At 35.5% G+C, this 26,075-nt stretch carries 27 protein-coding genes, 1 rRNA gene and 1 pseudogene; 8 read left to right on the plus strand and 21 right to left on the minus strand.

Annotated features, from left to right (window positions below):
• Positions 1 to 81 precede the first annotated feature (81 nt).
• Positions 82 to 432, minus strand: coding sequence for a TIGR04104 family putative zinc finger protein (locus JJJ02_RS04215; RefSeq protein WP_240837576.1), 351 nt, complete (start codon positions 430 to 432; stop codon positions 82 to 84).
• Positions 433 to 454: 22 nt separating this feature from the next.
• A complete protein-coding gene (locus JJJ02_RS04220; protein ID WP_240837578.1) occupies positions 455 to 961 on the minus strand; it encodes a GNAT family N-acetyltransferase in 507 nt (168 codons plus the stop codon).
• Between the two features lie 156 nt (positions 962 to 1,117).
• Between JJJ02_RS04220 and JJJ02_RS04225 the strand changes: the two genes are divergently transcribed.
• Both JJJ02_RS04225 and JJJ02_RS04230 read left to right on the plus strand, forming a co-directional pair.
• Positions 1,118 to 1,486, plus strand: a complete 369-nt coding sequence (locus tag JJJ02_RS04225; RefSeq protein ID WP_240837580.1) for a hypothetical protein — start codon at positions 1,118 to 1,120, stop codon at positions 1,484 to 1,486.
• A 6-nt stretch (positions 1,487 to 1,492) separates the two neighbouring features.
• A complete protein-coding gene (locus JJJ02_RS04230; RefSeq protein ID WP_240837582.1) occupies positions 1,493 to 2,035 on the plus strand; it encodes a hypothetical protein in 543 nt (180 codons plus the stop codon).
• Between the two features lie 99 nt (positions 2,036 to 2,134).
• On the opposite strand, the gene JJJ02_RS04235 is transcribed toward JJJ02_RS04230, so the two are convergent.
• From JJJ02_RS04235 to groES, 5 genes and pseudogenes are all read right to left on the minus strand, one after another.
• Positions 2,135 to 2,515, minus strand: a complete 381-nt coding sequence (locus tag JJJ02_RS04235; protein WP_240837585.1) for an NUDIX hydrolase — start codon at positions 2,513 to 2,515, stop codon at positions 2,135 to 2,137.
• Between the two features lie 13 nt (positions 2,516 to 2,528).
• Positions 2,529 to 3,050 (minus strand): GNAT family N-acetyltransferase, encoded by a 522-nt coding sequence (locus JJJ02_RS04240; protein WP_240837587.1) that lies wholly within the window; start codon positions 3,048 to 3,050, stop codon positions 2,529 to 2,531.
• A 308-nt stretch (positions 3,051 to 3,358) separates the two neighbouring features.
• Positions 3,359 to 3,469: pseudogene (locus tag JJJ02_RS13420) on the minus strand (TCP-1/cpn60 chaperonin family protein); the annotation flags it as partial.
• Between the two features lie 449 nt (positions 3,470 to 3,918).
• Positions 3,919 to 5,541 (minus strand): chaperonin GroEL, encoded by a 1,623-nt coding sequence (gene groL, locus JJJ02_RS04250; RefSeq protein WP_240837591.1) that lies wholly within the window; start codon positions 5,539 to 5,541, stop codon positions 3,919 to 3,921.
• Positions 5,542 to 5,594: 53 nt separating this feature from the next.
• Positions 5,595 to 5,882 carry a co-chaperone GroES gene (gene groES / locus JJJ02_RS04255; protein ID WP_111715670.1) on the minus strand — a complete coding sequence of 96 codons (288 nt, stop codon included), beginning with the start codon at positions 5,880 to 5,882 and terminating at the stop codon, positions 5,595 to 5,597.
• Between the two features lie 216 nt (positions 5,883 to 6,098).
• Here groES and mroQ point away from each other — a divergent pair, with 216 nt between their 5' ends.
• Positions 6,099 to 6,866, plus strand: a complete 768-nt coding sequence (mroQ, locus tag JJJ02_RS04260; protein ID WP_111715668.1) for an intramembrane glutamic endopeptidase MroQ — start codon at positions 6,099 to 6,101, stop codon at positions 6,864 to 6,866.
• Between the two features lie 117 nt (positions 6,867 to 6,983).
• Here mroQ and JJJ02_RS04265 read toward each other — a convergent pair whose 3' ends face one another.
• The gene (locus tag JJJ02_RS04265) at positions 6,984 to 8,426 is read right to left on the minus strand and encodes a phosphate--AMP phosphotransferase (RefSeq protein WP_239243336.1); all 1,443 of its coding nucleotides are present in this window, start codon (positions 8,424 to 8,426) and stop codon (positions 6,984 to 6,986) included.
• Positions 8,427 to 8,557: 131 nt separating this feature from the next.
• Here JJJ02_RS04265 and JJJ02_RS04270 point away from each other — a divergent pair, with 131 nt between their 5' ends.
• On the plus strand, positions 8,558 to 10,252 hold the full coding sequence (locus JJJ02_RS04270) for a M3 family oligoendopeptidase (protein ID WP_240837593.1): 1,695 nt from the start codon (positions 8,558 to 8,560) through the stop codon (positions 10,250 to 10,252).
• Between the two features lie 47 nt (positions 10,253 to 10,299).
• Here the strand turns inward: JJJ02_RS04270 and JJJ02_RS04275 are convergent, their stop codons facing one another.
• Entirely contained in the window at positions 10,300 to 11,286 is a 987-nt protein-coding gene (locus JJJ02_RS04275) for an LPXTG cell wall anchor domain-containing protein (RefSeq protein WP_240837595.1), read from the minus strand.
• A 218-nt stretch (positions 11,287 to 11,504) separates the two neighbouring features.
• Here JJJ02_RS04275 and JJJ02_RS04280 point away from each other — a divergent pair, with 218 nt between their 5' ends.
• Positions 11,505 to 12,356, plus strand: a complete 852-nt coding sequence (locus JJJ02_RS04280; protein WP_111715662.1) for a VOC family protein — start codon at positions 11,505 to 11,507, stop codon at positions 12,354 to 12,356.
• A 24-nt stretch (positions 12,357 to 12,380) separates the two neighbouring features.
• Entirely contained in the window at positions 12,381 to 13,004 is a 624-nt protein-coding gene (locus JJJ02_RS04285) for a nitroreductase family protein (protein WP_240837597.1), read from the plus strand.
• Positions 13,005 to 13,062: 58 nt separating this feature from the next.
• Here JJJ02_RS04285 and JJJ02_RS04290 read toward each other — a convergent pair whose 3' ends face one another.
• The 4 genes from JJJ02_RS04290 to JJJ02_RS04305 form a co-directional block, all read right to left on the minus strand.
• The gene (locus JJJ02_RS04290) at positions 13,063 to 13,914 is read right to left on the minus strand and encodes a MurR/RpiR family transcriptional regulator (protein WP_240837599.1); all 852 of its coding nucleotides are present in this window, start codon (positions 13,912 to 13,914) and stop codon (positions 13,063 to 13,065) included.
• Between the two features lie 164 nt (positions 13,915 to 14,078).
• The gene (locus JJJ02_RS04295) at positions 14,079 to 15,029 is read right to left on the minus strand and encodes a carbohydrate kinase family protein (protein WP_240837601.1); all 951 of its coding nucleotides are present in this window, start codon (positions 15,027 to 15,029) and stop codon (positions 14,079 to 14,081) included.
• Positions 15,026 to 16,510 (minus strand): glycoside hydrolase family 32 protein, encoded by a 1,485-nt coding sequence (locus tag JJJ02_RS04300; RefSeq protein ID WP_239243343.1) that lies wholly within the window; start codon positions 16,508 to 16,510, stop codon positions 15,026 to 15,028. Before JJJ02_RS04300 ends, JJJ02_RS04295 begins: the two co-directional genes overlap by 4 nt.
• Positions 16,511 to 16,556: 46 nt before the next feature.
• On the minus strand, positions 16,557 to 17,531 hold the full coding sequence (locus JJJ02_RS04305; protein ID WP_240837603.1) for a LacI family DNA-binding transcriptional regulator: 975 nt from the start codon (positions 17,529 to 17,531) through the stop codon (positions 16,557 to 16,559).
• A gap of 98 nt (positions 17,532 to 17,629) precedes the next feature.
• Here JJJ02_RS04305 and JJJ02_RS04310 point away from each other — a divergent pair, with 98 nt between their 5' ends.
• Complete coding sequence (locus tag JJJ02_RS04310) at positions 17,630 to 18,523, plus strand: nuclease-related domain-containing protein (RefSeq protein WP_240837604.1); 894 nt, start codon at positions 17,630 to 17,632, stop codon at positions 18,521 to 18,523.
• Positions 18,524 to 18,728: 205 nt separating this feature from the next.
• Here the strand turns inward: JJJ02_RS04310 and tatC are convergent, their stop codons facing one another.
• The 3 genes from tatC to JJJ02_RS04325 form a co-directional block, all read right to left on the minus strand.
• Complete coding sequence (tatC, locus tag JJJ02_RS04315; RefSeq protein WP_240837606.1) at positions 18,729 to 19,484, minus strand: twin-arginine translocase subunit TatC; 756 nt, start codon at positions 19,482 to 19,484, stop codon at positions 18,729 to 18,731.
• A 61-nt stretch (positions 19,485 to 19,545) separates the two neighbouring features.
• A complete protein-coding gene (locus JJJ02_RS04320; RefSeq protein WP_133454756.1) occupies positions 19,546 to 19,743 on the minus strand; it encodes a twin-arginine translocase TatA/TatE family subunit in 198 nt (65 codons plus the stop codon).
• 12 nt (positions 19,744 to 19,755) lie between these two features.
• Positions 19,756 to 20,388, minus strand: coding sequence for a redox-sensing transcriptional repressor Rex (locus tag JJJ02_RS04325; RefSeq protein ID WP_240837608.1), 633 nt, complete (start codon positions 20,386 to 20,388; stop codon positions 19,756 to 19,758).
• A gap of 156 nt (positions 20,389 to 20,544) precedes the next feature.
• On the opposite strand from JJJ02_RS04325, the gene JJJ02_RS04330 reads away from it, so the two are divergent.
• Positions 20,545 to 22,461 carry an ABC-F family ATP-binding cassette domain-containing protein gene (locus tag JJJ02_RS04330; protein WP_240837610.1) on the plus strand — a complete coding sequence of 639 codons (1,917 nt, stop codon included), beginning with the start codon at positions 20,545 to 20,547 and terminating at the stop codon, positions 22,459 to 22,461.
• Between the two features lie 442 nt (positions 22,462 to 22,903).
• On the opposite strand, the gene tsaD is transcribed toward JJJ02_RS04330, so the two are convergent.
• The 5 genes from tsaD to rrf all read right to left on the minus strand — a co-directional run bounded on the left by tsaD (position 22,904) and on the right by rrf (position 25,931).
• The gene (gene tsaD, locus JJJ02_RS04335; RefSeq protein WP_240837612.1) at positions 22,904 to 23,905 is read right to left on the minus strand and encodes a tRNA (adenosine(37)-N6)-threonylcarbamoyltransferase complex transferase subunit TsaD; all 1,002 of its coding nucleotides are present in this window, start codon (positions 23,903 to 23,905) and stop codon (positions 22,904 to 22,906) included.
• Positions 23,902 to 24,324, minus strand: coding sequence for a ribosomal protein S18-alanine N-acetyltransferase (gene rimI, locus JJJ02_RS04340; RefSeq protein ID WP_170122502.1), 423 nt, complete (start codon positions 24,322 to 24,324; stop codon positions 23,902 to 23,904). Before rimI ends, tsaD begins: the two co-directional genes overlap by 4 nt.
• Before the next feature lie 11 nt (positions 24,325 to 24,335).
• Positions 24,336 to 24,998, minus strand: a complete 663-nt coding sequence (tsaB, locus tag JJJ02_RS04345) for a tRNA (adenosine(37)-N6)-threonylcarbamoyltransferase complex dimerization subunit type 1 TsaB (protein ID WP_111715549.1) — start codon at positions 24,996 to 24,998, stop codon at positions 24,336 to 24,338.
• A complete protein-coding gene (tsaE, locus tag JJJ02_RS04350; RefSeq protein WP_240837620.1) occupies positions 24,970 to 25,440 on the minus strand; it encodes a tRNA (adenosine(37)-N6)-threonylcarbamoyltransferase complex ATPase subunit type 1 TsaE in 471 nt (156 codons plus the stop codon). The genes tsaB and tsaE overlap by 29 nt, the downstream gene beginning before the upstream one ends.
• Positions 25,441 to 25,816: 376 nt before the next feature.
• Positions 25,817 to 25,931 (minus strand): 5S ribosomal RNA (gene rrf / locus JJJ02_RS04355).
• Between the last annotated feature and the right edge of the window lie 144 nt (positions 25,932 to 26,075).

The raw sequence follows: 26,075 nt of genomic DNA on the forward strand, positions 1-26,075 counted from the left end.
GCGGGATTATTTTTATCATAAGTTCTATATTCATTTGTAATTCCTTATAGATTATAGAAAGCACATAATATTGCTTCGTCCTTATAATTTCCCCTTTTGTTTTTTCTCCATTTCTCTAAACTGTTCTTCCAGCAATCCATCTTTTTCAGCAACAAGTTTCAAAGTCATCGGAAAGAATACAATCACTAATGCAAGTGCAACGATCATAAGGATAGTAAGTAATGGAACTGGTATATTAATCATCGGTGCAAGTAATATAATAATGAGTTCCAAAAACATCATTAATCCATAAGATTTCGCCATGCTTTTATTAGATATATATTGTTTTTGCCCACATTGCGGACACGTTACTTCATTATTCATCGTTGGCTTCCAACCGGCTTTCATACGTTCCTTGAAACTAAATTTATAATTACAGTGTACACACTTCATCATGCGGCCTCCTCAATTATATTTATAGTTTTTTTATCATAATATAATCAATTTGTTTTTCGTCACCCATATAAAATGCATGTTGATCAACATTCTCAAACCCCATCTTCTTATAAAATTCAATTACGTTAATATTTTTCTCCCATACACCTAGCCAAATGCGTTTGCAGGACAATGATGCAGCTTTCGTAAGCGCATGTTGATATAACTGTTTTCCTAGCCCGTGCTTCTGGTATTGTTTTAGAATATAAATTCGTTCTATTTCCATATCGTCATCGTTGTACGCTTCTGTCTGCGATCCTTTAATATTTAACTTTAAATAACCCGCAAGCTGCTGGTCAAAATATATAAAATAAAAAAACGATTCAGGATTTAATAGTTCTCGTTCTATTTTTTCGTCTGTAAAAGCTGTTTTTAAATAATTGTCGATGTTCTCTTTTTTATTTTGTGCTCTGAACGTTTCATCGAAAGTCTGATACGCGATTTCCTGTAAAGCTAACTTGTCATTTATTGTGCATGCTCTAATCATCTTCCCATCCCTTTTTGAAAAATATACCATATACTTCGTGAAAATAGGAAGTTTGTTTATGTGATTCAATATAGAATATTTTCATCTCTTTGTTCCTTTTATTGTAAATCCATTCATGATACGATAGTTTTGAAATAAGAATAAAGGAGACTTACCATGAAAAAACTATGTTTAATGATGTTGTGCACTGTAATGCTTGCAGCTTGTGGAAACGCGAAAGAGAAAGAAGCGCCTGACACAACTGAGAAAGATGTTAAGAAATATGATCTCGTATATGCTGAAGTATTGAACAATGGTAATGAAAGCAAGATGTCTATGGAAGTAGGATATAAGGATGATAAGAAGTTAAAGTCTGAACGATTTGATACAGAAAATGTTACGGAGCATATTCTTAAAGATGAAAGTGCTAAACCATATATTTTAATTAAGAAAAATGATGTTCATATTTTCAGGCAGCCATATATCATCTTTGATAATGAAGGTGAATTTGATGCTAAAGTCGAGAAGAAATCTGTTGTGGAGTAGATCAATATGAAAACTTTAAAAATATGCGGAATATTATTATTGCTACTTATGATACCAGAAACAACTGATGCTGGCGGTACACAAAGTTCGTCAAGTTCGAGCTCATCGAGTACCAGTTCGAGTAGTTCAGCACGCGCTTCCACTACATCAAGAGCTGCAGTAAACGCCTCACGTATCAATACTATGAGTCGAATGAATAATACGTCACGTATGAATTCTTCACAAAACTTACAGCGTGCAAAAACAAATTCGGTAACACTTACACCACCTGTACGCAACAAAATGACACAACCATTGAAGTACCAGGCGGCACATAATCAGTTTGTGAACAATCAAATATTTTATGGCTCAATGTATGGTCATTCTACTAATGTTAATAAACAGCAGGCATTAATTAGACGTCAACTCGGTAACCGTAAAGCCTATACCATCAGCGTGAAACGTAACGGGCAAGAACGATTGTATGTTGTATCGAAAGAAATATACGACCGCATCGAAAGTGGCGATACTGTGCATATTAAAAATGGTGTTGTGACTTTGAAAGAGTAAGTTTGGTGTGGAGGGGGGGTAACGTGTTGAGGGTGTAGGTGGCGGACTTTTGGATAGTTCGTCACTTACAAGTCAGCCATACACCACACATTATGATTCTTATAAATACTCCTCAATCAACTTGTTCACTGCTGGCGCTATTTTTTCTTTTTCATTAATATCTATATACTTCACATCAGTAATTTCGCTGTTCATGTGAATTTCTCCAATGTCACCGATATAACGATAACAACGTAATTCTACCGTTTTATCTGTATCTGGATATGCTGGACCAATCACGGTATATAAGTACTGCATGTTTTCTTTATCAAGTTGTAAACTCAACTCTTCTCGCAACTCTCTTTCTAATGAAACGTGGTCATCTTCGCCCGTTTCAATCTTTCCTCCTGGTAAATAATAATGCTCATTCTCTCTAACTTTGACGAGCAATAACTTACCATCTTTCATATGTACTAAATTTGCGCATGTGTAATGTATCATCGTCACCCTCCAATTATTCAAACGCTTTAGAATAATGAACTATGCCCTTTATATCACTAACATTTTCAGTCAAAAATTTTACCATAAAATAAGAGCTTGGTACTTCAAATGGTGGATAAATATTATATTTTGCAGCTTCTTCAAAACCGAATTTTGGATAATATGTATCATGTCCTAACACTATGATAGAAGTAAATCCTAGCTGTTCTGCAATCACTATCGATTTTTTGATTAATATACTCCCTATTCCACGATTTTGAAATTCAGGTATTACTGAAACGGGTGCTAGCGCCAATGATTCTATACGATCTTCATCATCTTTAATTGTAATTTTCGACAGCATGATATGCCCTAAAATCCTCCCATCTTCTTTTGCGATTAATGATAGTTCAGGTACATATGCTTCTGAATCTTTAATCTTAATCACTAGATGATGTTCGTTATGATCGCTCATCTCTTCACTTTCAAATGCTCGTTGCACTACACGTTGAATTTCTTTATAATCTTCATTTGTTGCTGTATTAATTTCTATCATAATTTGCCCTACGTTTATTATGCAAGTTGTTAATCATTAAAAAAAGAGCTTACTAAACAATAAATACAAACAGCGTAAATGGGTACGGATATTTATATATTTATAAAGTATATGTTTAGAATGCAGGATCAGGTAATTATAACAAATCTTTTTGTACGGTGATGATGGAGATTAACTTGCCTCATGTTTTTATTTTATGAACCAACTTGAAGGTAGAACAAGATGCCAACCGCTTCCCCTCCATATACATCGCATCCCACTCACATAAAAATACCAACCATCAATCTTGATGATCGGTATTGTTTAAATTACATCAACCCTGGCATACCGCCCATACCCATATCAGACATAGCTGGCGTATCTTCAGGCATTTCTGCTACTACCGCTTCAGTTGTTAAGAACATTGCTGCTACTGATGCTTTTTCACTGTTGATTAAATCTTTCTCCTCTTTTACATATGGTAATGAGAGTAAAAAGAATATTCCTAGTAAAATAACAGTAATAAATGTTGCATATAACCCCTTAACTTTCATGAGATGCCTCCTCTTAGATGTTTTTAATTTAAATACATGTCTAACAAATATTATATAATCGTTTTTCTTAAATTAAAATATTAATTTATAGAAATCTTTTCCGGATAATCCGAGTATCCGGAATTGTTGCCACCTATTTCACCAGTTTTATCCCCATCTTTTCCGGATAGTCCGAGTATCCGGAATTGTTGCCACCTATTTCACCAGTTTTATCCCCATCTTTTCCGGATAGTCCGAGTATCCGGAAAAGTCTAACCTAAATTCCTATCAAAATTTCATCACAAAAAAATTCCGGCTACGCAATGTATCCGGAATCTTTAAAATCTTTTATTTAATTACATCATCCCTGGCATACCGCCCATACCCATTTCAGGCATAGCTGGCGTATCTTCAGGCATTTCTGCTACTACTGCCTCAGTCGTTAAGAACATTGCTGCTACTGATGCTGCATTTTGTAATGCTGAACGTGTTACTTTAGTAGGGTCAACGATACCTACGTCAATCATGTTTACCCACTCATCCGTTGCCGCATTATATCCTACGCCTGTTTCTGCATGTTTAATTTTTTCTACAATTACAGATCCTTCAAGTCCTGCATTCTCAGCAATTTGACGAATTGGTGCTTCTAATGCTTTTAATACAATTTTAACACCTGTTGCAACATCACCTGTTGCTTCAATTGCTGCTACTTTGTTGTAGATTGATACAAGTGCTGTACCACCACCTGCAACGATACCTTCTTCTACTGCTGCACGTGTTGAGTTTAATGCATCTTCAATACGTAATTTACGTTCTTTTAATTCTGTTTCAGTTGCAGCACCAACTTTAATCACTGCAACGCCACCTGCTAATTTCGCTAAGCGTTCTTGTAATTTCTCTTTATCAAATTCAGATGTTGTCTCTTCGATTTGTGCTTTTAATTGTCCTACACGTGCGTCGATATTTGAAGCATCCCCGCGTCCTTCAACGATTGTTGTATCGTCTTTAGTAACGTGAACTTTCGCTGCATTACCTAACATATCAACTGTTGCATCTTTTAAGTCTAATCCTAAGTCGTCAGTAATTACTTGACCACCTGTAAGGATTGCTAAATCTTCTAACATTGCTTTACGACGGTCACCAAATCCTGGTGCTTTCACAGCAACTGCAGTGAATGTACCACGTAATCTGTTTAATACGATGTTTGTTAATGCATCACCATCAACGTCTTCAGCTACGATTAAGATTGGACGTGATGTTTGAACGATTTGTTCTAATAACGGTAAAATGTCCTGGAATGAAGAAATCTTCTTATCTGTAATTAAGATGTATGGATTTTCTAAATCAGCGATCATCTTATCAGAATCTGTCACCATATAAGGTGAAGCATATCCACGATCGAATTGCATACCTTCTACTACTTCTAATTCTGTTTTGAATCCTTTAGATTCTTCGATTGTGATAACGCCGTCATTACCAACTTTCTCCATCGCTTCAGAGATGAATTGACCGATTTCTTCGTCAGCTGCTGAAATTGCTCCAACTTGTGCAATTTCTTCTTTGCTTGATACTTCTTTTGAAATTGCTGCTAATTCTTCTAACGCAACTGCTACTGCTTTATCAATACCTTGGCGGATTCCTACAGGGTTTGCACCACTTGTAACGTTCTTTAATCCTTCTTGAATCATTGCTTGTGCAAGTACTGTTGCTGTAGTAGTACCGTCACCAGCGATTTCGTTTGTTTTGTTAGCAACTTCAGCGACTAATTTTGCACCCATGTTTTCGTATGGGTCTTCTAATTCAATTTCTTTTGCGATTGTTACACCATCATTTGTAATTAAAGGTGCTACAAACTTTTTATCTAAAACTACGTTACGACCTTTTGGCCCTAAAGTAACTTTAACTGCGTCAGCTAATTTATCTACACCTGCAAGCATTGAGCGTCTTGCATCTTCAGAAAACTTAATTTCTTTAACCATTATCAAATTCCTCCATTGATTTTATATTATAGAATGTATTTATTATAATTTGATTATTCTTCGATAATCGCGATGATATCTTCTTCTTTTAATACGATGTACTTCTCGTCCCCAGCTTTCACTTCAGTACCACCGAATGGTTCATAAACTACACGGTCACCTACAGCTACCTGGATATCAATTTTTTCACCATTCTCAAGGATACGGCCTGTGCCAACTGCAATGACTGTACCTTCGTTTGACTTTTCTTTTGCAGAATCAGTTAAGACGATTCCACTTGCAGTAGTTTGTTCTCTTTCAGTTTTTTCGATTACAACACGATTTCCGTATGGTTTTATCACGATAATTTCCTCCTTGAAAAAATAAATTCATATTTTCTAGCACTCTATATGCTTAAGTGCTAACATAATTTTATAATAATCAAAGAAGGTCAAGAATGCAAATATTTTAATTTGATTTTTTATATTATTTTTTATCAATTCGATTGAGTTTTTATTACTACCAATTTATTGTACAATGTATGAAGTATTCAAATTTGAAGGAGAATTAAAATTTACATGAAACGTATATGGATCAACGTGCTTACTGTCTTAATTTACATCGGCTCACAGTTTTTCGTCTTAATTCCTAATATTTATTTTATGAAACAAGGTTTAAGCGAGTCAGATGCATTCTTAAAATCTATACCTTATTATGTAGCTTCTTTTATTGTTGCTTCTATTTTAGTTATATTTATCAACACACGTATTAAAAATAAAACAAAGTTAGAACGTCTTCCAAAGTCTGATACATTGGCTACAATCGGCTGGATTGTCGGTGGATTCTTTATCTCACTGTTTGCTCAGATGATCTTCGGTATGATTAATACCTATATTTTACATCAGCCACTGGAAAGTCAGAATACTAAAAACATTATGGATATCGCTAAAGCTGCACCAGTATTTATTATATTGATTGCTATTGTTGGTCCAATTCTAGAGGAATTCGTCTTTAGAAAAGTCATTTTCGGTGAACTATATGAAGTGATTAAAGGTCCTCGCTGGCTTGCTTTTACCATTGCTTTATTAATTAGCGGATTTATCTTCTCAGCAGCCCACAATGACTTCGACCATACATTAATCTATATGGGGATGTCGTTAGTGTTCAGTAGTTTATATGTTTTAACGAATCGTATCATTGTACCGATTGCCGCACATATGTCGATGAATGCTTTTGTTGTAATCATGCAGGTCGTGTTTGCAGACAAAGTACAGGAAGCACAGGAACAATTAAAGCAAACGACACAATTGATTACTCCAATTATAAAATCATATTTTAATCTATAAAGAAACACCGAGTGGTCGGATTACGTAATAATTCGACCACTCGGTGTTGTTTTTTATTTCAAAAAGTATGTGAGTGGTCGAAATATCTATTATTTCGACCACTCACTAAAACTATTATTACCACAATTTCTTAACGCCCCATAGACGCTCTTCACAAGCTGTTATAATTGTCTTCAGCGCTTTAATACGTGCTGCACGTTTATTATTCGCAGGGATAATTACCCATGGTGCATCGTCCGTTGATGTTTTATCAATCATATCCTTACTCGCTTCAAGATATAGATCCCACTTCTCACGATTGCGCCAGTCTTCATCGGTAATCTTCCACTGCTTCTCAGGTGTGACCTGACGTTCTTCAAAACGCTTTAACTGTTCATCTTTATCTAATACTAAGAAGAATTTAATAACGATTGATCCTTCAATTGTTAAAGCACGTTCAAATTTATTAATTTCATCATACGCACGTTGCCATTCATCAGTAGATGCAAATCCTTCAACACGCTCTACTAATACACGGCCATACCAGCTTCTATCAAATATTTCGATATGTCCAGAACGTGGTACGTCTGTTGCAAAGCGCCATAAATAATGATAACTCAGCTCCGTTTCAGTCGGTGCACTAATCGCGTTCACTTCATAACCTGTCGGATCAAGACTTTCACGTACGCGTTTAATATTACCGCCTTTACCTGCTGCATCCATACCTTCATATACAAGCATCATCGGTATTTTCTCTTGATATAATGCATATTGTAATTCACGAATTCTGTGCTGTAATTTCGGTAATAGTTCTTTATATTCCGCTTTTGACATATCATCTGAAGTATCGTCAAACATATCTGTTGAGAAGTCTTCAGTGAATGCTCCGTCTACTTTACGATGTTCTGTCTTTTTCTTTTTCTCTTTTAAAGCTTTCTCTAAACGTTTAATAATCGTTTCGTACATTTCATTCGCTGCTTTACCACGTTCTGTATAATCGATATGTGTCCAAGGTGAAATCTCCTCAGTCGCCTTCATTAAATCGATCATACCTTCCTGATAATCTTTCGTCGGAATGCCTGTTTCATATTCCTGTGCTTTCCATCGAGTTAAAGGATTTTTCTTTGTTTGCTGAATATGTTCAAGTCTCTTCTGCTCATTGACTGATAAATAGAATTTAATAATTTCATAGCCATCTTCTTTAAGCATCGATTCAAAGCCCACTATTTCCTGCGTTAATAAATCATAGTCTTTAATAATGTCTTTTTTCAGTTCATGGATTTCATAATCTAACTTCTGTGCATACCAGCTTCTGAAGAATAATGTTACGCCACCTTTATTCGGAATATTCTTCCAGTAAGGATATAAGAACGGATAACGTAATAACTCACTGTCTGGGCGTTGCGTCGCATAGAAGTTAGTATACTTTGCATCAAGTGTTAATAATAATTCGTTAGATAATCTTGATTTCCCTGATGCCGGAATACCTTCAAAGACTACCATTACCGGGATTCCCGCTTCATGTGTCTGTCTTACAAGTTCTGCTGTTTTGAGTGCTAAAGCTTCATCTACCTTTGTCATATTCATCCCCCTAATCTCATACATTAATTATACCATCTGAACTAAAATAAATATATTCCTTATTCTGTATGTTTAGAGTATTATAAGAATAGTAAGAAAAATTAGATAATACATAGATAAGGAGCATTTTAATGACTACTTTCAATGACTACAAATATGTGAGACCCGATTTAGCAGATGCAAAGGAACAATTTTTGCAGTTATACACTGACTTTGATCAGGCACAATCTGTAGAAGAACAGATTCAAGTGATTGATAAGATTAACGCTTTACGTAACAAGATTGATTCAATGTTTAATCTGGCTTATGTCCGTGCATCAATAAATACTAAAGATGAATTCTACGAAAAAGAACGTGATTTCTTCGATGATAACAACGGTGAAATCGTCTATTTCGAATCACTTTATTACAATGCTTTAAACAGAAGTCAGTTCAAAGAGGAATTGAAGTCTGTTTATGGAGAGCAACTTTTTGATTTAGCTGAACTTTATGTGAAACAGTTCGACGAATCTATTAAAGATCTATTAAATAAAGAAAATAAGATTGCTTCTGAATACTCTAAACTTGTGGCTTCAGCTGAAATTGAGTATAAAGGTGAAACGTATACTTTTGCTCAAATGGGTAAATTCCTTGAGTCTAGCGACCGTGAAGAACGTAAGTCTGCGACACTTGCTGTGCAAAATTATCGTGCTGGGTTAATGAACCAATATGATGATATTTATGACCGCTTAGTTAAAGTGCGTCACGAAATCGCAGTGAAACTAGGTTTTGACAACTTCATCGAGCTTGGTTACGTGCGTATGCGTCGTGTAGATTATACACCTGATATGGTCCAAAACTATCGCGAGCAAATTAAAACGCATGTTGTGCCACTTGCACAAAAATTATATCAGGCACAAGCTGAACGTATCGGCGTTGAGCGTTTAAAAGTTTATGATGAACCGATTTTATTTACAGATGGTAATGAGTCTCCAAAAGATGATGCTCAGACGATTTTAGAAAATGGTCGTAAGATGTATCGTGAATTAAGTCCTGAAACAGATGAGTTCTATCAGTTTATGATGGAGCGTGAACTCTTTGATGTGGAAGCGAAAAAAGGTAAACAGGCAGGTGGTTATTGTACATTTATCGATGATTACAAATCACCGTTCATTTTCTCTAACTTTAACGGCACAGACCATGATATCACGGTATTAACACATGAAGCTGGACATGCCTTCCAGGTATATCGCTCTCGCGAACTCAGTGTGCCTGATTATTTATGGCCAACACATGAATCATGTGAAATTCATTCAATGAGCATGGAGTTCTTCACTTACAAATGGATGGATTTATTCTTTAATAATGCGGATAAATTTAAATATAAACATATCGGAGATGCGATTCAGTTCCTTCCTTACGGTGTTGCAGTGGACGAGTTCCAGCATATCGTCTATGGCAATCCAGAAATGACACCGAAAGAACGACGAGAAGCATGGCAATCTCTAGAAACAAAATACTTACCACATAAAGATTATGATGGTATTGCGCCGCTTATCGATGGTGCATTATGGCATAGACAAGGACATATATTCGAATCTCCATTCTATTATATCGATTACACTTTAGCTCAAGTATGTGCCTTCCAATTCTTTAAACGCTCTAGTGAAGATTTTGAAAATGCGTGGAAAAACTATCTGCATATTTGTGATATTGGTGGATCTCTGCCATTCAATAAAATTGTAGAAGCTGCGCACTTAAAATCACCATTTAAAGATGGTACATTGAAAGATGTGATGATTTTCCTTGAGAACTATCTAGATCAGATTGATACTTCTAAATTTTAATACGTAAAAATACGCTTAGGCTATAAGCTTAAGCGTATTTTTTGTAATTATTTCTTTCTCACTAAAACTGAACCTGCTAATAGAAGTGCTGCGATATATCCAAATAAAGAAGTTACTTCACCTGTTTCAGGTAGGGCTTTTATCTGGTCTTTTTCTTTTTTCGACTGTTTCTCTTTGTCTGAATCTTTTTGTTTATCTTTAGTCGATTTTGTCTGTTTTGAAGTATTAGCTTTAGTTGAAGCCTTCTTCTCTTTCTTATCTGTTGCATGTACATCTTCTGTCTGTGGTGCATCATCTATATCTTTAGACTTTTCAATCTTTGTCGTCACAAGTTCCCCAACATGTTTGTCTAGTGCTGTATAGTATGCTTCTCCTTTAGCAGGCGTGAATTTACCGGGTTTATCTGTGTGCTCATGTTTGTCTTCATCTTTATTCCCATCGACAGGTGGCTTTGGTGCTGGTGGTACTGGTTTATCGTCCCCGCCTCCTGTACTTGGTATCCCTGGATTTGATGGTGTACCCGGTGTTGAAGGGTTAGTTCCAATATTATTATGATCTGTTGGAACATTCGGTCTTTCAGTTGTCACAGGCTCTGTTGGTTTTGTAACAGGGGCTGGAGCTGGTACTTGTACAGGTTGCTCAGTAGTCGGCCTTTCAGTCGTAACTGGTGGCTTTACACTTGGTTTGACAGCCTGATTATTCGTAGCAGGATTTGTTGAAGTGCTCGTCGTCTTAGCTGGTTCTTTTGCCGGCTTTTCAGTTACTTTATCATTCGTTTGAGATGTAACAATCGTCTTTTCAGTAGACTTTTTCTCCGTTGTCGGTGTTTCAGTCGTTCTTGCTTCTGTCGTAGGACGCTCTATAGTTGGTGTATCATTAGTAGATTGATTCATTTCAGTTGATACGATTTCAACAGTACTTGCTGGTTTATGTGTGATTTCATTAGCTTCTGCTGAGTTAATGTCTAATGCATTTAGACTTAACGTTAGAGCAGCTGTCGTTATAGCAAACGAATGTAGCTTTAGTTTACGCATTATACATTCCTCCAAATTTCCAATTACGTTCATTATAAAGCACATATTTATTATTTTCTATTAAGTGAGCGTATTGTTACATATATTTAACATAGTATATATAACTGCAATAAATTTATAAAAGTTGATATAATAACATTAAATCATTTTATTTTATAACGTTATATGATATATTAATTATATCATATATATAAAATATACTTAGGAGTCTTTAAATTATGGAAGCAAAATATTTTTCGAACGACACGCATATCGGTGCAATTCATTTAAATGTAAATTTTATGGAGAACAGTTTAGTTTTCTACAACGAAATTTTAGGACTGAATGTTTTAGAGTCAACAGATCAATATGCAGTACTCGGCACTAGAAACCGTCCTTTAATTTATCTGTACCAGACCAATAAAGAAAGAGTAAAATCAGCTGGATTATTTCATTTTGCGCTGTTGGTACCATCCCGTGAAGCATTAGGTAATATCTTTTTCCATCTCATCAAAACGGGTTATCCGCTTTCTGGAGCTAGTAATCATGATGTATCTGAAGCGATCTATCTACAAGATCCAGAAGGTAATGGGATTGAAATTTATCGTGATGTGCCATCTTCAAAATGGGAATTTGAAGAAAACGGCAATATCGTGATGGGTACAACTGAAATGGATTTTAGCGGTGTACTTGCTGCGAATAATAACCATCCTTTTAAAGGTTTACATCCTGATACAATTATGGGACATATGCATCTATCTGTCATCGATCTCGATAAAAGTATTGCTTTCTATAAGGATTTCTTCGGCATGGATGTTATGACTAAATACGGAACGAGTGCTGCATTTCTATCAGCAGCTGGATATCACCATCATCTCGGCTTAAATACGTGGGATAAAGCGACTGAACAACCTGAACAAGATGCACCGGGTATACGTCGTTTCGATATTCAGATGCCAAATGATGAAGATGTTGCCCATTTCAAAAAGTTATTGAACGAAAAAGGATTAACAATGCATAAAGACGGGAATTCTGAAGTTATAAAAGATCCAAATGGTATTGGTATCAGATTAATGATACGTAGTAATTAATTTTAAATAAAAGGAGAAATGACAATGAGTTTATTTAAAAAAGATTTAGCAAAAAGTTTTGAAGAGGCAATCGAAAACAGACGTTCAATTTATCACATCGAACCAAAATCACCAATTTCTGACGAAGAAATCGAAAAAATTATTTCTGAAACAGTAAAACATGTACCATCAGCATTCAACTCACAAAGTACACGTGTCGTTCTTTTATTAAATGATCAACATAAAAAATTATGGGATATTACTAAAGACAGCTTAAAAGAATTAATGGGTCCAGACCGTGATTTCAGTGAAACTGAACAAAAAATCAATAGCTTTAAAGCTGGTTACGGGACTGTATTATATTACATCGATACAAAAGTAACTGAAGGATTACAAGAAAAATTCGCTGCTTATGCTCCGAAATTCCCTGTATGGGCACAACAATCAAATGCAATGCACCAATTTGCAATCTGGACAGCATTTGCCAATAAAGGATTAGGTGCATCATTACAACATTATGATGGCGTAATCGATGAAAAAGTAGCAAGTGAATTCGATATTCCTGCAACTTGGGAACTTGTTGCGCAAATGCCGTTCGGTTCAGTTGGTTCAGAAGCTGGTCCAAAAGACTTCCAACCTGTAGAAAACCGCTTTATCGTTAAAAAATAACCTTATAAAAAAGATCATTGAAAAAATATTTCAATGATCTTTTTTGAATTACTTAACATTATTGGGCATCCTGAATATCTTCACGTGCATTGTTAACGTTTGTTAAACTTTTAATAACTACTTCACTTTGTATTGAACCAATTCTTAAATATACTGCATCAATAATAGCCAGTTGTACAAGACGAACCGTCATCGTCCCAACTTTAAAATCACTTTCTTCTTTCGCCATAGCAAGCGCGATATCTGCCATGCGTAAAGCAGGTGAAGGTACTTTTTGAGTAAGTAGGATAATCGTAATCTTTTGTTTCTTTGCATATTTAATTACTTCGATAATTTCTTTACTTCTACCTGATGAAGTTATCGCAAACAATACGTCGCCTGGTTCGAAGTTTGCAAGCATTGATACTGCGGTAAATGAATCATTTGCAAGATGTGCAAGTTTATCAATTTGCGCAAGCTTAAGTCGAAAGTCTTCTCCAACGACTTGAGCTATCCCTACTCCAAATATCATCATACGCTTTGCTTTAATAATTGCTTGTGCTGCATCATCAATTATTTTTGGCGATAATATTTTTTCTGTATTGTATAAAGCTTGAATTGAATTATTGAATACTTTTTCTTTTAACACTTCAACTGAATCTGTAAATTCTATCTTAGAAGGTTTTTTCTCAGTGTCAATCGTATGTAATTCTCTTGCAAGTTCTACTTTTACAACTTTGATTCCAGAGAGTCCTAGGCGCTTGCTGAACCGTACGATGGCAGCTTCACTGGTCCCTGCCATTTTCGCTATCTCTTTAATTGGTAAATTCACAACTTTTACAGGTTGATCTATCATCAAATCTGCAATGCGTTTTTCAACCGGTGTGAATGTGTCGTACATTTGTGTAATTTGGCCTAAAACGGAATACATAGCTAATAACCTCCAAACTTTTCATTAAAAATAAGACAATATTACAAAACATTAATTAGAAATTAATACTTATATATATTATATACTATATGTTGGGAATAATTTAAATAAATATTTAAATTTTTGATAAAAAATAATGCTTTTTATTAAAAAAAACTACAATTTTAGGAAAATCGTAGTTTTAAATCATTTATATTTGGTAAACTTTCGATGGCACCTTTACCTGTCGTTGTATATGCCCCTACTTGATTGGCAAATGCTAAAATATCGTAAGCATTTTCTTTTAGATAGCTAATTTGTTGTGTTTTATTTAACAATTGATAGATTACAGCACCAATAAAAGCATCTCCTGCGCCTGTCGTATCTTCTACCGTGACAACTTCTCCTGGTGCGTGAACGTTGTAATCTTTAAAATATACGGTTGCGCCTTTTGGACCTTCTGTATAGATGACCGCTTCTGTATGACCTTTAAACAGGTTTTGAACTGCCTCGTCTACATTACTAATACCTGTAATAAATTCTAGTTCTTCATCTGAAATTTTTAATATATGCGCTTTTGGCATGAAAGTCTGGACCGTTTCTTTTAGCAATGCTTTGTCCGGCCACAGTGGAAATCTTAAGTTCGGATCAAAGATGACTAAGCCACCTGCTTCATGGAACTTGTCTATCAATGTGATATGTGTATCTTTCATCGGTGTCGGAATCAAGTCAACGGATGAGAAATGCATAATGTCTTCCGGTTGAATCTGTTCCGGCAAATTTTCTGCTGTTCTTAACATATCTGCTGAAGGATTTCGGTAGAATGAAAAATCACGTTCACCTTCGAGCGTTAAGCTTACAAATGCAAGAGCAGTATTTGCTTCGTTTGAGCGTGTAATATAAGTTGTATTAACACCTGTATCTTCCAATGTATCGATGATTAAATCTCCGAATGCATCAACACCCAGTTGTGAAATTAAATAAGACTTTCCTCCTAACTTAGCGACACTTGCTGCAACGTTTGCAGGAGCTCCTCCTACTTTCGTTTCAAAAGATTTAACCTCTTTTAACTTCACACCTTTTGTCTGAGGAATAAAGTCAATCAATGCTTCACCGATTGCGAATAATGCGCTCATTCGTTTGCCTCCTTAAGGTCATATTTTGTAAATTTAAAGTACACCTGACCTGATTCAGTCGATGTGCGAATACCTTTAGCATCTTGTGATGTAAAGATACGTGTCGTCATTACCTTCTCTCCGTCATTGATAAAGATTTCTATAGACGAAGTATCTACGAATATCTGTAATTGATTTAAATCTTCATCTAATACAACTGAACGGCTATATCCATCAACGCCTTCTGGTAACTGTCCGCTATCAAATCGATCTAGCGTGATGCGTTTTTCTGCTTTATTATAAGTAATCATCGTACTTTCCTTCTTAGAGACGCGTAACTCTATATAAAATTCAGTCGAATCATTGTCAAGCACATCGACGATCAATTCATAATGCGTCCCTTCATAAGGATGAAGTTTTACATTCTTTTTCGTAGCATAACCTTCTGCCGTTTCTACGTTACCACGTAATGATTTAAGTGATTCCACCGGACGTTGACGTAACTTGTTATCTTCTATCGTTAATACGCGCGGAATTGTTAAACAGTGCGCCCATCCTTCTTTATCGGTTGGATAGCCTGTATCAGGTAATCCCATCCATCCAATTAATACTCTGTTTCCATCTTTATCGAGTGTTGTTTGAGGTGCATAAAAATCAAATCCATGATCCAGTTCTATAAATTCACCGTGTGTCATCTCGAATGTCTCTTTATCGAGTTTACCGAGCACATAACCAGACTGATAAATGTTCCAGAACTGATCTTCATATTTATCAATGCCTTGTGGACAGAATAATAATACATCCGTATTATTCAATTCAAAATAATCCGGACACTCCCACATATATCCGAAGTCTGTGTAGTCAGTTTTTAACTCAGAGATAAACGTCCAGTGCTTTAAATCAATAGATTGATATACAACAACAGTACCTGTCTCATCTGTTCTTTGAGCACCAATCACGGCATAATAGTAACCATTTTCAAACCAAACTTTCGGGTCGCGGAAATGATCTGTATAGCCAGGTTGTGGACCACTGATAATCGGTGTTTCATCTTTTGTAATTGTACCGTCTTTATGCATCGTTGCAATCATCTGATAAGGAATGCGTTCCCATGCATCTGTACGATGATTGCCTGTATAGATTAGTTTCAGCGTATCATCTACAACTAGTCCCGAGCCTGAATAAGCACCATGACTATCAAACTGAGTATCCGGACGGAGTGCAATTCCTGCATTTTTAAAAGTTGCAAGATTATCACTTACGGTATGATACCAGTATTTCAAACCATGTACCGGTCCTAACGGAAACCATTGATAGAATAAATGATACTGACCGTTAAAATAAGCAAATCCATTTGGATCGTTCAGTAATCCCGTGGGTGGCTGAATATGAAATAACTGTCTGTGAGGAGATTGTTTCGTCTGTTCTATTAATTTTAAATATTGGTCTTCTGGTAATGCTTCTAATCTTTGATATCGTTCTTCTCGTGTCCATTCAATCATATATATACTCCTTTTTGGTACCGGTTCCATTCTATTTAGTGTCATTTTATGCTTGTACTGCTTTTTTGTCAACGCTTTCTTTTTCTTCTAATTCAAACGACATTTCCTGAAGTAACGGCACCTCTTTTTCGTCAATTAAATCGAGCATTGATTTAGCTGCTAACTCACCTGTCTCAAAATACGGAAATTTAATCGTCGTTATCATCGGTGTCACAATAGATGTCGTTTCATAACCCCCAAATCCAGTGATCGATAGTTGCTCAGGTACTTTTACTTTTTGTTGTTGGGCTGCTTTCAATACGCCAAGTGCGATATTATCTGTCGCACAAATAAGTGCATCATATTTTTCTACTAACTGCTTTGCAGCTTCTGTTGCGTCTTGAAGTTTAAAGGTCGTTTCATATAATGGGACGGTTTGCCCAAACCCTTTGATTACACCTTGTTTTCTTTTTTGGCCAACTGCAATATCCGTTTCAGGCACACCAAGATAAGCGATATTTTGATATTCGAGATTTTTAAAATATTTACCGATCTTTATGCCTGCTGCATAATCATTCTGAATAATTGAGTGAATATGTGCATCTTGCTGACCGATAAGCAGAAAAGGTTTATCTAAAGATTCGATGTGTTCAATATGTTCCTCTGTTAAAGTCGTAGCTAGCAGAATGATGCCATCAACTTTACTCGTATGAAAAGTCTTAATCGCATTTAACTCTAAATCAATAGACAAATCTGTATTAGCAATTAAAGTTTGATAGTTTTGACGGCGTAGTGTCGTTTCAATACCGAGTAACGTTTCATTAGAAGCAAATGAATTTAGACGGGGTACGATAACACCTATCATATTCGTGCGCTTCGCTTTTAAACTTTGTGCAAACTGGTTAGGCTTGAAACCCGTTTCCTGCACAATTTTATCAATTCTCTGTCTCGTCTTCTCACTTACTGAACCACCGTTTAAATATCTTGAGACGGTGCTTTTTGAAACGCCAGCGAGATTCGCAATATCTAATATATTATTCATGTTGCCACCCCTTACATATTGACTTTATTTTAGCATGTTTTAGAAATTCGTGATATAAAGAGAGTGTATTAATCATTGAATATCTAACAGGAGACTTTATGATTATCAAAACAAGACAACCTTCCTCTTCTTTGCTTCAGTTACACCACCTCAAAGGACGCAGTAATCTCGATTTATCCGATTATGAATTAGAATTAAAAGGCTATTACGGCGAGCAACTGCTTGATCGTATTGTTAGTCGTGTAAATTTCGGAATTGCATTAGTCATTCAGGATTTAAGATTGTTAGATGGTAAGATTGAACGACAGTTCGATACAATCGTTATCGTGAATCAAAGTGCATATATATTAGACGCGAAATACTATACGAGGGATTCTCGTTATCAAGATGGCAAATTCTATCACGGTTATAAAGAGATTGAAAATCCTGATTTACAGATCAGCAGATCTGAAACTTTTTTAAGGAATTATATATGGAAGCATTTCGGCGTGAACTTTACAGTTGTGGGGTTTTTTGTATTTGTAAATAATGATGTGACGTTTAAAAATGACGGTAGACATCCACGCTTGTTACACGCAAACGAATTGCAGTCATCATTTCATGAATTAAAGATGCACCCTGTAATGGAAGTTGACTATGATATTGCAGAATCACTTGTGAAAGCTCATCGATCAGAATCAATTCATCGTATTGAACTGGATATTTCAGAAGCTGTGTTTAATAAAGGTTTGAAATGTCCGAAATGTGCTGTTGTGCAAGACGTAGTCTTATCTAATCTGATAAAGATGCCATGCTGTCATGAAATTTATAGTTTTAATGATGTGATGCACTATGCGCTTAAAGAATATTGTGCAATTCATAAAGTGAGCAGTGTGAAAGTTGGTAAATTTACGAAGTTTATCATGGGAAGTGATGGGAGAAACTACAAAATCGAGCGTTTTATCAGGAAAAATTTAAAACGTACAGATAAAGAGGGTACATATCAAATTTGAGTTGGATATTAATGGGTATAGATGCACACTTCTGATTTCATGTGGGCACTTGTTTGAAGTTTTTTCCTGTTCATGCACACTTCTGATTCCATGTGGGCAATTGTTTGAAGTTTTTTCCTGTTCGTGCACACTTCTGATTCCAAGTGGGCACTTGTTTGAAATTTTTTCCACTAAACATCAAAAAACTAACCACTTTCCAGAGTGGTTAGTCCATTAGTTCTTCTTCAATTAAACGTTGTTCACCTTTTAAAAATTGACGATACCCAATCTTACTAATTTGTATGCTCACTTCGTATAATAATATCATCGGGAGAGCAAACATAAAATAAGTTATTAAATCAGGTGGGGCAATTAGTGCTGCAACTACAAATAATCCAAAGTATGCGTATTTACGATTTTTCTTTAAGAACATCGGTGTTACAATACCAAGTCTTGTTAAAAACAACAACAGTATCGGTAACTGGAACAAGAATCCGAATGGAATCGTAAATCTCAGCATTTCATTGAAATACTCCCTGACACCGATCATCTGATTAACACCCATCTCACTCGCAAGTCCGACAGTAAAGTATATTAAATATGGGAATACTACCATATAACTAAAAACTAGTCCTGCTAAAAATAAAATAATACTAATTGGAATATAAGCAAGAGTTGCACGACGTTCTTTCGGATGCAATCCCGGCGATATAAAAGCCCAAACTTGATATAAAATTACAGGAGAAATTATTATAAGTGCAATAATCATAATCACTGTAATATAAATCGTTAACGGATCACTGACTTTAAAATAATGTAATTCTATTTCTTTAGGAACATCATCTTTTGTTAAGAATTTCGTAACAGGTTTACCAAAGTAAAATCCGACTGCCGTCCCAGCTACTAAACAATAGAGCACGACCATAATGCGTTTACGCAATTCATCCAAATGCTCAACAACGGTTAAATCATCTTTATTCATCAAAGGAATGGACCTCCTCATAAAAAAACGGCAAACACTGTCGCCGTTTTGAATTTCTAAATTATTTTACGTCTTTATTATCTTTGTCATGATCTTTCATAATACCATCTGTTGCATCTTTAAATTCTTTTAAAGATGTACCCATCGCACGACCGAATTCTGGTAATTTCTTAGGTCCGAAAATAATTAACGCGATTATACCCAAGAAAACCATTACTGGTCCTGTTAAGGCAAGTCCAACCGTATTTACAAATAACATCTATTTTACCCCCTAATGATTTTTCATAAAGAATATTAGCGACTGTAATTCAACACCTAAATCGATGTGATGCACGTGCACCCCATTTGGTACTGTTAAACGTTCTGGTGTAAAGTTTAATATACCTTTTATTTGTGCTTTTGTCACTCTATTTGCCACGTCTTGTGCTACAGCACCTGGTACTGTTAATATTACAACCTGTATACCAGTTTCTTCAACAACTTTTTCGAAATCCTTCATATCTTCAACTGTGATCTTACCAATCGTCTTACCGATTGAAGTTGAGCTTGTATCAAAGGCTGCTGTAATCTTCATGCGATCATTGATCGAGAAGTTATAATTAACAAGTGCAGTTCCCAGATTCCCTACTCCGATAATTGCAACTTTTGTAATCATGTCCTGCTGCAAAGTTGTCTTAAAAAAGTTTAATAAAAAGTTAACGTTGTAGCCATATCCTTTTTTTCCTAGCTCACCAAAATAAGAAAAATCTCTTCGTATTGTTGCCGAATCAATTTGTAAGCCTTCACTTAGCTCCTTACTACTGACTCTTTCCACATTTGAATTATATAACGTATTCACAAAACGATAATATAAAGGAAGTCTCTTTAGTGTGGCTTTAGGAATCTTTATTTCGTCCTTTGACATCCTACTCACCTGTTTCAAGTAAATTTGTGATAGATTTCACATCACTTTTGATTATAACACTTAACATATTAATTGACTATGTGAAATTTCACAAAACTGATTAAAACATTCCCACCTCATCGTCCTTCATGTACAATGAAAGTGAGGTGAAATAACTTGATATTATTACAAGCAAGCAACTTAACTAAATCCTACTCAGGTGAAAATATATTTTCGAATGTGAAATTCGAAGTTAAATCTAACGACCGTATTGCTATTGTCGGTAGAAATGGTGCTGGAAAGACTACTTTAATGAAGATTCTTGCAGGTACTGAAGATTATGATTCAGGTAATCTTTCAATGTCGAAAAACATTAAACTAGGTTATCTTACACAGCAAATGACTTTGAATGCAGAAGGAACCGTCTACGAAGCGATGAAAAAGCCGTTCCTTCATCTGGAAAAAATGCAGCAGGAATTAGACAAAATCGCTTTGTATTTAAGCGAAGAAAGTCATAATGCACACACGGATGCATATCAGGAAAAATTAACGAGTTATGAGAAATTACAGCAACAATTTGAAGCTCAGGATGGCTATCTTTATGAAACAAAAATAAAGACAGTGCTCACAGGTCTCAACTTTAAACCTGAAGATTTTGATCAAAAGATTGATACATTTTCAGGTGGACAAAAGACACGTCTTGCTCTTGCTGAAATGCTACTTCATAATCCTGACTTACTACTTCTCGATGAGCCTACTAACCATCTCGACATGGATACAACTACCTGGCTCGAAAATTATTTAACGACGTATGATGGTGCCATCGTAATTATCTCACACGACCGTTACTTTTTAGATAAAGTTGTTAATACAGTATACGATGTTGCATTAGGACAAGTTCAGAAATATATAGGTAACTATTCAAAATTCATTGAACAACGTGATCAATTTTACGAGAAGATGCAGGCACAGTATGAGCGACAACAGGCTGAGATTAAACGTTTGGAAACCTTTGTCCAAAAAAATATTACACGTGCGTCAACGAGTGGTATGGCGAAATCACGTCGTAAAGTACTTGAGAAAATGACTAAGATAGATATTCCGAAACAAGACGATCATTCTATGAATTTAAGATTTAATATTCAGAAGGAAACAGGAAATGACGTATTACGTATCGATGACCTTGCTATCGGCTATGATACGCCACTTGCTGAACATTTAAACTTAGATATAAAAAAACAGGATGCCGTCGCATTTATCGGTCCAAACGGTATCGGTAAAACAACGCTTATTAAAACCATCGCCAAACAGTTAACTGCACTACACGGTGACATTAAGTATGGTGCTAATCTTTCAATCGGCTATTACGATCAAAAGCAAGCAGAATTTTCTTCAAATAATACTGTACTAGAAGAATTATGGCAGTACTATCCAACAATGCCTGAAAAAGATATTCGTACTGTACTGGGTCGCTTTCTATTCGTTCAGGATGATGTGAAAAAGATCATCAATGACTTATCAGGTGGAGAAAAAGCGAGATTACAACTTGCTAAACTTAGTCTTGAAGAAAACAATGTGTTAATTCTTGATGAGCCGACTAACCACCTCGATATCGATGCAAAAGAAGTGCTGGAGGATGCACTTATCCATTATCCAGGAACCTTGTTATTTGTCAGCCATGATCGTTATTTCATCAATAAAATAGCGACAAAGATATTCCAGATGACAGATAAGGGTGGAAAGCTATTCCTCGGCGACTATTCATATTTTATCGAAAAAGAAGAAGAACGATTAGCGCATGAAAGCTTAATCGAACAGGAGTCAAAGCAAATTACTAAAGAAACGACTAACGATGACTTTAAAGCGAACCAAAAAGAAAGACGTAAACTAGAACGTCAATTAGAAAGTACAGAAAAAGATATTCAGCACCTGGAAAGTCAAATTAGTAGTATAGAGGAACGACTTACGCAACCAGAAGTATTTAATGACCATGAAAAATCTCATGCTTTAAATGAAGAACTTATTACATTAAATCAAACACTCGAACAAAAAGTCGAACAGTGGACAGAATTAGAATTGACATTAGAAATTTAACCGACATAGGCAGTTATTTTTGTACACAAAGTTATACACAATAAAAATCCTTTTATTACACTAATCCACAGAGTTATCCTAGTTATCCACAGAAAAAGGGTATTATATTATGATTAATTTTGTGTAATACTCCCTATTGACATTAAGTTATACACATTTTGTGCACAACTTGTGTACAAGTACATGTGTTCGCGTTGATAAAATACAGACAAATTGATAAAAATAAATGCTTAATTTTATATGTAAGTGGTATATATATTGTAGAAATTTTATTCAATCAGACACCATCATATTTTAAGGGGTATATATATGTATCGTTTTCCACGTAGCTGTTTAGGAAGTATTATTCTATCGGTTATTCTTTCAATCATTTTAACTGTACTATTAAATGGTTGCGTCGCTATAATGCATTAAAAAGAGGACAAAGTTTTCACTTTGTCCTTTATTTTAATTCAATATTTGATCTTCCATTTAAATTCATTCCAGCAAACTCAGATTTAATATACTGATAATATGCTGCTGCACCAATCATCGCTGCGTTATCTGTACATAATTCAAAGCGAGGTATCATCAATTTAATATTCTTTTCTGCACATAGCTGCGTCATACGTTCACGTAATCCTTTATTTGCCGCTACACCACCACAAATCAGTAATTGTTTAATATTATATTCAGCTAATGCATCAAATGTTTTCTCTGATAACACATCAATGACACTCGCCTGAAAGCTTGCTGCCACATCTTCTGCTTTATAGCTTTCACCTTTTTGATTCTTATTATGCAATGTATTAATTACGGCACTTTTTAAACCGCTGAAACTAAAATCATAGCCTTCTAAAATTGGACGTGGTAATTTTAAATTATCCTCACCAATGGCGGCTAATCTATCAACATGAGGTCCTCCCGGATAAGGTAGATTAATAGTTCTAGCTACTTTATCGTACGCTTCACCGACAGCATCATCACGTGTCTGTCCAATAATTTCAAAGTCCATATGGTCTTTCATAACAACCAGTTCTGTATGACCTCCTGACACCACTAAAGCTAATAACGGAAAAGCTAATCGTTCTTCAATATGATTCGCATAAACATGCCCTGCGATATGATGTACAGGTATTAACGGTTTGTTATGCGCTAGCGCTAATGCTTTTGCTGCGTTGATGCCTACAAGCAATGCACCGATTAGACCTGGTCCTTCTGTCACTGCAACGGCATCAATGTCATTCCAACTAAGATTCGCTTCATCAATTGCTTCTTCAATAACGATTGTAATATTTTCTACATGATGTCTGCTTGCTACTTCTGGTACAACGCCACCAAATCGTTTATGAGATTCTATTTGACTGTTAACGACGTTGCTCAGCACCTCATATCCATTTCTTACAATACTCACTGCAGTTTCATCACAACTTGTTTCTATTGCTAATATTGTTATATCGCTCATTTTAATTTCACCCACATAACTTTCGCATCCTGATTCGGACCATAATAGTCACGTCTAACTCCACCATATGTAAAACCGAATGATTCATACAAACGACGAGCCGTTAAGTTCTCTTCTCTCACTTCCAGACTCATCATTTCACAAGTAAGACGTGCATAATTCATAACATACTCTAATAATAACTTACCATATCCTTTGCCACGCATTGCTTCATCTATTGCAACCGTAGTAATTTGTGCCTGATCAATAACTATCCACATACCGAGATATCCTATTACTTTATTATCCTGCAACATCGTAAAATAATGCGCAAACTCATTTTTTTCGAGTTCATGATAAAAAGCATCTAAATTCCATGAACCTGATGGAAACGCTTTTTGTTCTATCTCATATATTGCCGGAACATCTTCAAGCAACATCTTTCTAATTGTTAAGCCTGATTGTTCTGCCAATTACGTTCAGCCTCTGATATTCTCAAATACGTAGGTTCAAACGTATGTGCATTGACTAAATACGATTCATTAATGAGTCTTCTCATTTCAGCACTGCGAGGAATACAATAGTAAGATGGACCTTTTAACTGTTCTGCCAGTTTCTCAGCATCCATTCCAATAAATAGATACGGTAAATGTTGTTCTTTTAATTTTTGATTTAATTCATCAATTGATATATACGTATCATCTTCAACAAGTTCTAATTTAACACCCTTGTATCGATATATGCCCGCATATACGTGGTTACGTCGGGCATCAATAACAGGTATCAATAAAAATTCATGCATTCTCACAGTTGCAGCAATGGCAGCTAAACTAGATACAGCATATAAGGGAATATTTAAAGTATAAGCAAGTGTCTTTGCAGCTGTAACACCTATACGTAACCCTGTATATGAACCTGGTCCTTTTGCCACTACAATGCCTTCAATATCTTTCATTTCAAGTTTTGTATATTCTAAAAGAGATTCAATCTGAGACATCATTGTAATTGAATGGTTGATTCTCATTCCACTATTAAATTCTGCTAACACTTCATTACCTTCAGTAATAGCAACAGATAACGGTTGATTACTCGTATCGATATGTAGTAGTCTCATACTCAATTTGCTCCTTTAAATTTGTTGAACGATTACCATGTGACGAAAGTTTAAATAAACGTCTCGTATCATCAATACGCTCTATTTCAATTTGCAGATAATCATCAGGCAGAAAGTCAGCAATCATTTGTGGCCACTCTACTAAAGTAACACCATCACCATAAAAATAATCATCAAATCCTAAATCATCTTCCGCACCTACTAAACGGTAACAATCCATATGATGAAACGGGATGCGCGCTTCATAAGATTTAATGATATTAAACGTTGGAGAACTGATAACAAATGCTACACCTAACGCCTGTCCAAAATATTGACTAAATGTTGTTTTACCCACTCCAAGATCACCTTTTAACAAAATAACTGTTTGTGGCTTTGAAAATTGGGCAATTGTTGTAGCAAGTTTTTGCGTTTCTTCTATTGAATTAATTAGTAATTCCATTTTTCTTCACCTATTTTTCAAATATATATTATTGTATCATGAAATGTTTGTATTAATGTAATTGATTGATGGATAATAATACTTCTTTTGTTTGATGAGTGGGCTGCATTGTTGTGTTGCAGCCCACTCACTTTAAATACTATGATTAGAAATCGTGCGAGTGGGCGAAAAGTAAGATAATTCGACCACTCAGTTTCCCTTTTGATTATGGAGAAGGGCTCAGTGGGCGAATTACGGTACAATTCGACCACTCGATATACTTTTTTGTAAAATTTATATGCCGAGTGGGCGAAATAGTTATTATTTCGCCCACTCATATAAACATATGATTAAATATATAAACAAAAAAGAGACCCCGAAGGATCTCTTATGAATTGCCCGGCAACGTCCTACTCTCGCGGATCGTAAGACCAACTACCATCGGCGCTAGAGAGCTTAACTTCTGTGTTCGGTATGGGAACAGGTGTGACCTCTCTGCCATCGTCACCAGACAAATGAAAGATAATAATATTATACTTTCAAAACTAGATAAGTAAGAAGAAAATTTAGATATTACTCGGCAATACCGAATAAAAAATCTATAAAATTGATTAAGTCTTCGATCGATTAGTATTCGTCAGCTCCATACATTACTG

The organism is Macrococcus sp. PK (assembly GCF_022501545.1).
Classification (GTDB): Bacteria; Bacillota; Bacilli; order Staphylococcales; family Staphylococcaceae; genus Macrococcoides; species Macrococcoides epidermidis.

Excerpts from the sequence above, each read along its gene's own strand:
- JJJ02_RS04215 (WP_240837576.1), bottom strand. The coding sequence starts at position 432 with ATGAAGTGTGTACACTGTAATTATAAATTTAGTTTCAAGGAACGTATG.
- JJJ02_RS04220 (WP_240837578.1), bottom strand. The coding sequence starts at position 961 with ATGATTAGAGCATGCACAATAAATGACAAGTTAGCTTTACAGGAAATC.
- JJJ02_RS04225 (WP_240837580.1), top strand. The coding sequence starts at position 1,118 with ATGAAAAAACTATGTTTAATGATGTTGTGCACTGTAATGCTTGCAGCT.
- JJJ02_RS04230 (WP_240837582.1), top strand. The coding sequence starts at position 1,493 with ATGAAAACTTTAAAAATATGCGGAATATTATTATTGCTACTTATGATA.
- JJJ02_RS04235 (WP_240837585.1), bottom strand. The coding sequence starts at position 2,515 with ATGATACATTACACATGCGCAAATTTAGTACATATGAAAGATGGTAAG.
- JJJ02_RS04240 (WP_240837587.1), bottom strand. The coding sequence starts at position 3,050 with ATGATAGAAATTAATACAGCAACAAATGAAGATTATAAAGAAATTCAA.
- groL (WP_240837591.1), bottom strand. The coding sequence starts at position 5,541 with ATGGTTAAAGAAATTAAGTTTTCTGAAGATGCAAGACGCTCAATGCTT.
- mroQ (WP_111715668.1), top strand. The coding sequence starts at position 6,099 with ATGAAACGTATATGGATCAACGTGCTTACTGTCTTAATTTACATCGGC.
- JJJ02_RS04265 (WP_239243336.1), bottom strand. The coding sequence starts at position 8,426 with ATGACAAAGGTAGATGAAGCTTTAGCACTCAAAACAGCAGAACTTGTA.
- JJJ02_RS04270 (WP_240837593.1), top strand. The coding sequence starts at position 8,558 with ATGACTACTTTCAATGACTACAAATATGTGAGACCCGATTTAGCAGAT.
- JJJ02_RS04275 (WP_240837595.1), bottom strand. The coding sequence starts at position 11,286 with ATGCGTAAACTAAAGCTACATTCGTTTGCTATAACGACAGCTGCTCTA.
- JJJ02_RS04280 (WP_111715662.1), top strand. The coding sequence starts at position 11,505 with ATGGAAGCAAAATATTTTTCGAACGACACGCATATCGGTGCAATTCAT.
- JJJ02_RS04285 (WP_240837597.1), top strand. The coding sequence starts at position 12,381 with ATGAGTTTATTTAAAAAAGATTTAGCAAAAAGTTTTGAAGAGGCAATC.
- JJJ02_RS04290 (WP_240837599.1), bottom strand. The coding sequence starts at position 13,914 with ATGTATTCCGTTTTAGGCCAAATTACACAAATGTACGACACATTCACA.
- JJJ02_RS04295 (WP_240837601.1), bottom strand. The coding sequence starts at position 15,029 with ATGAGCGCATTATTCGCAATCGGTGAAGCATTGATTGACTTTATTCCT.
- JJJ02_RS04300 (WP_239243343.1), bottom strand. The coding sequence starts at position 16,510 with ATGATTGAATGGACACGAGAAGAACGATATCAAAGATTAGAAGCATTA.
- JJJ02_RS04305 (WP_240837603.1), bottom strand. The coding sequence starts at position 17,531 with ATGAATAATATATTAGATATTGCGAATCTCGCTGGCGTTTCAAAAAGC.
- JJJ02_RS04310 (WP_240837604.1), top strand. The coding sequence starts at position 17,630 with ATGATTATCAAAACAAGACAACCTTCCTCTTCTTTGCTTCAGTTACAC.
- tatC (WP_240837606.1), bottom strand. The coding sequence starts at position 19,484 with ATGAATAAAGATGATTTAACCGTTGTTGAGCATTTGGATGAATTGCGT.
- JJJ02_RS04320 (WP_133454756.1), bottom strand. The coding sequence starts at position 19,743 with ATGTTATTTGTAAATACGGTTGGACTTGCCTTAACAGGACCAGTAATG.
- JJJ02_RS04325 (WP_240837608.1), bottom strand. The coding sequence starts at position 20,388 with ATGTCAAAGGACGAAATAAAGATTCCTAAAGCCACACTAAAGAGACTT.
- tsaD (WP_240837612.1), bottom strand. The coding sequence starts at position 23,905 with ATGAGCGATATAACAATATTAGCAATAGAAACAAGTTGTGATGAAACT.
- rimI (WP_170122502.1), bottom strand. The coding sequence starts at position 24,324 with ATGTTGCTTGAAGATGTTCCGGCAATATATGAGATAGAACAAAAAGCG.
- tsaB (WP_111715549.1), bottom strand. The coding sequence starts at position 24,998 with ATGAGACTACTACATATCGATACGAGTAATCAACCGTTATCTGTTGCT.
- tsaE (WP_240837620.1), bottom strand. The coding sequence starts at position 25,440 with ATGGAATTACTAATTAATTCAATAGAAGAAACGCAAAAACTTGCTACA.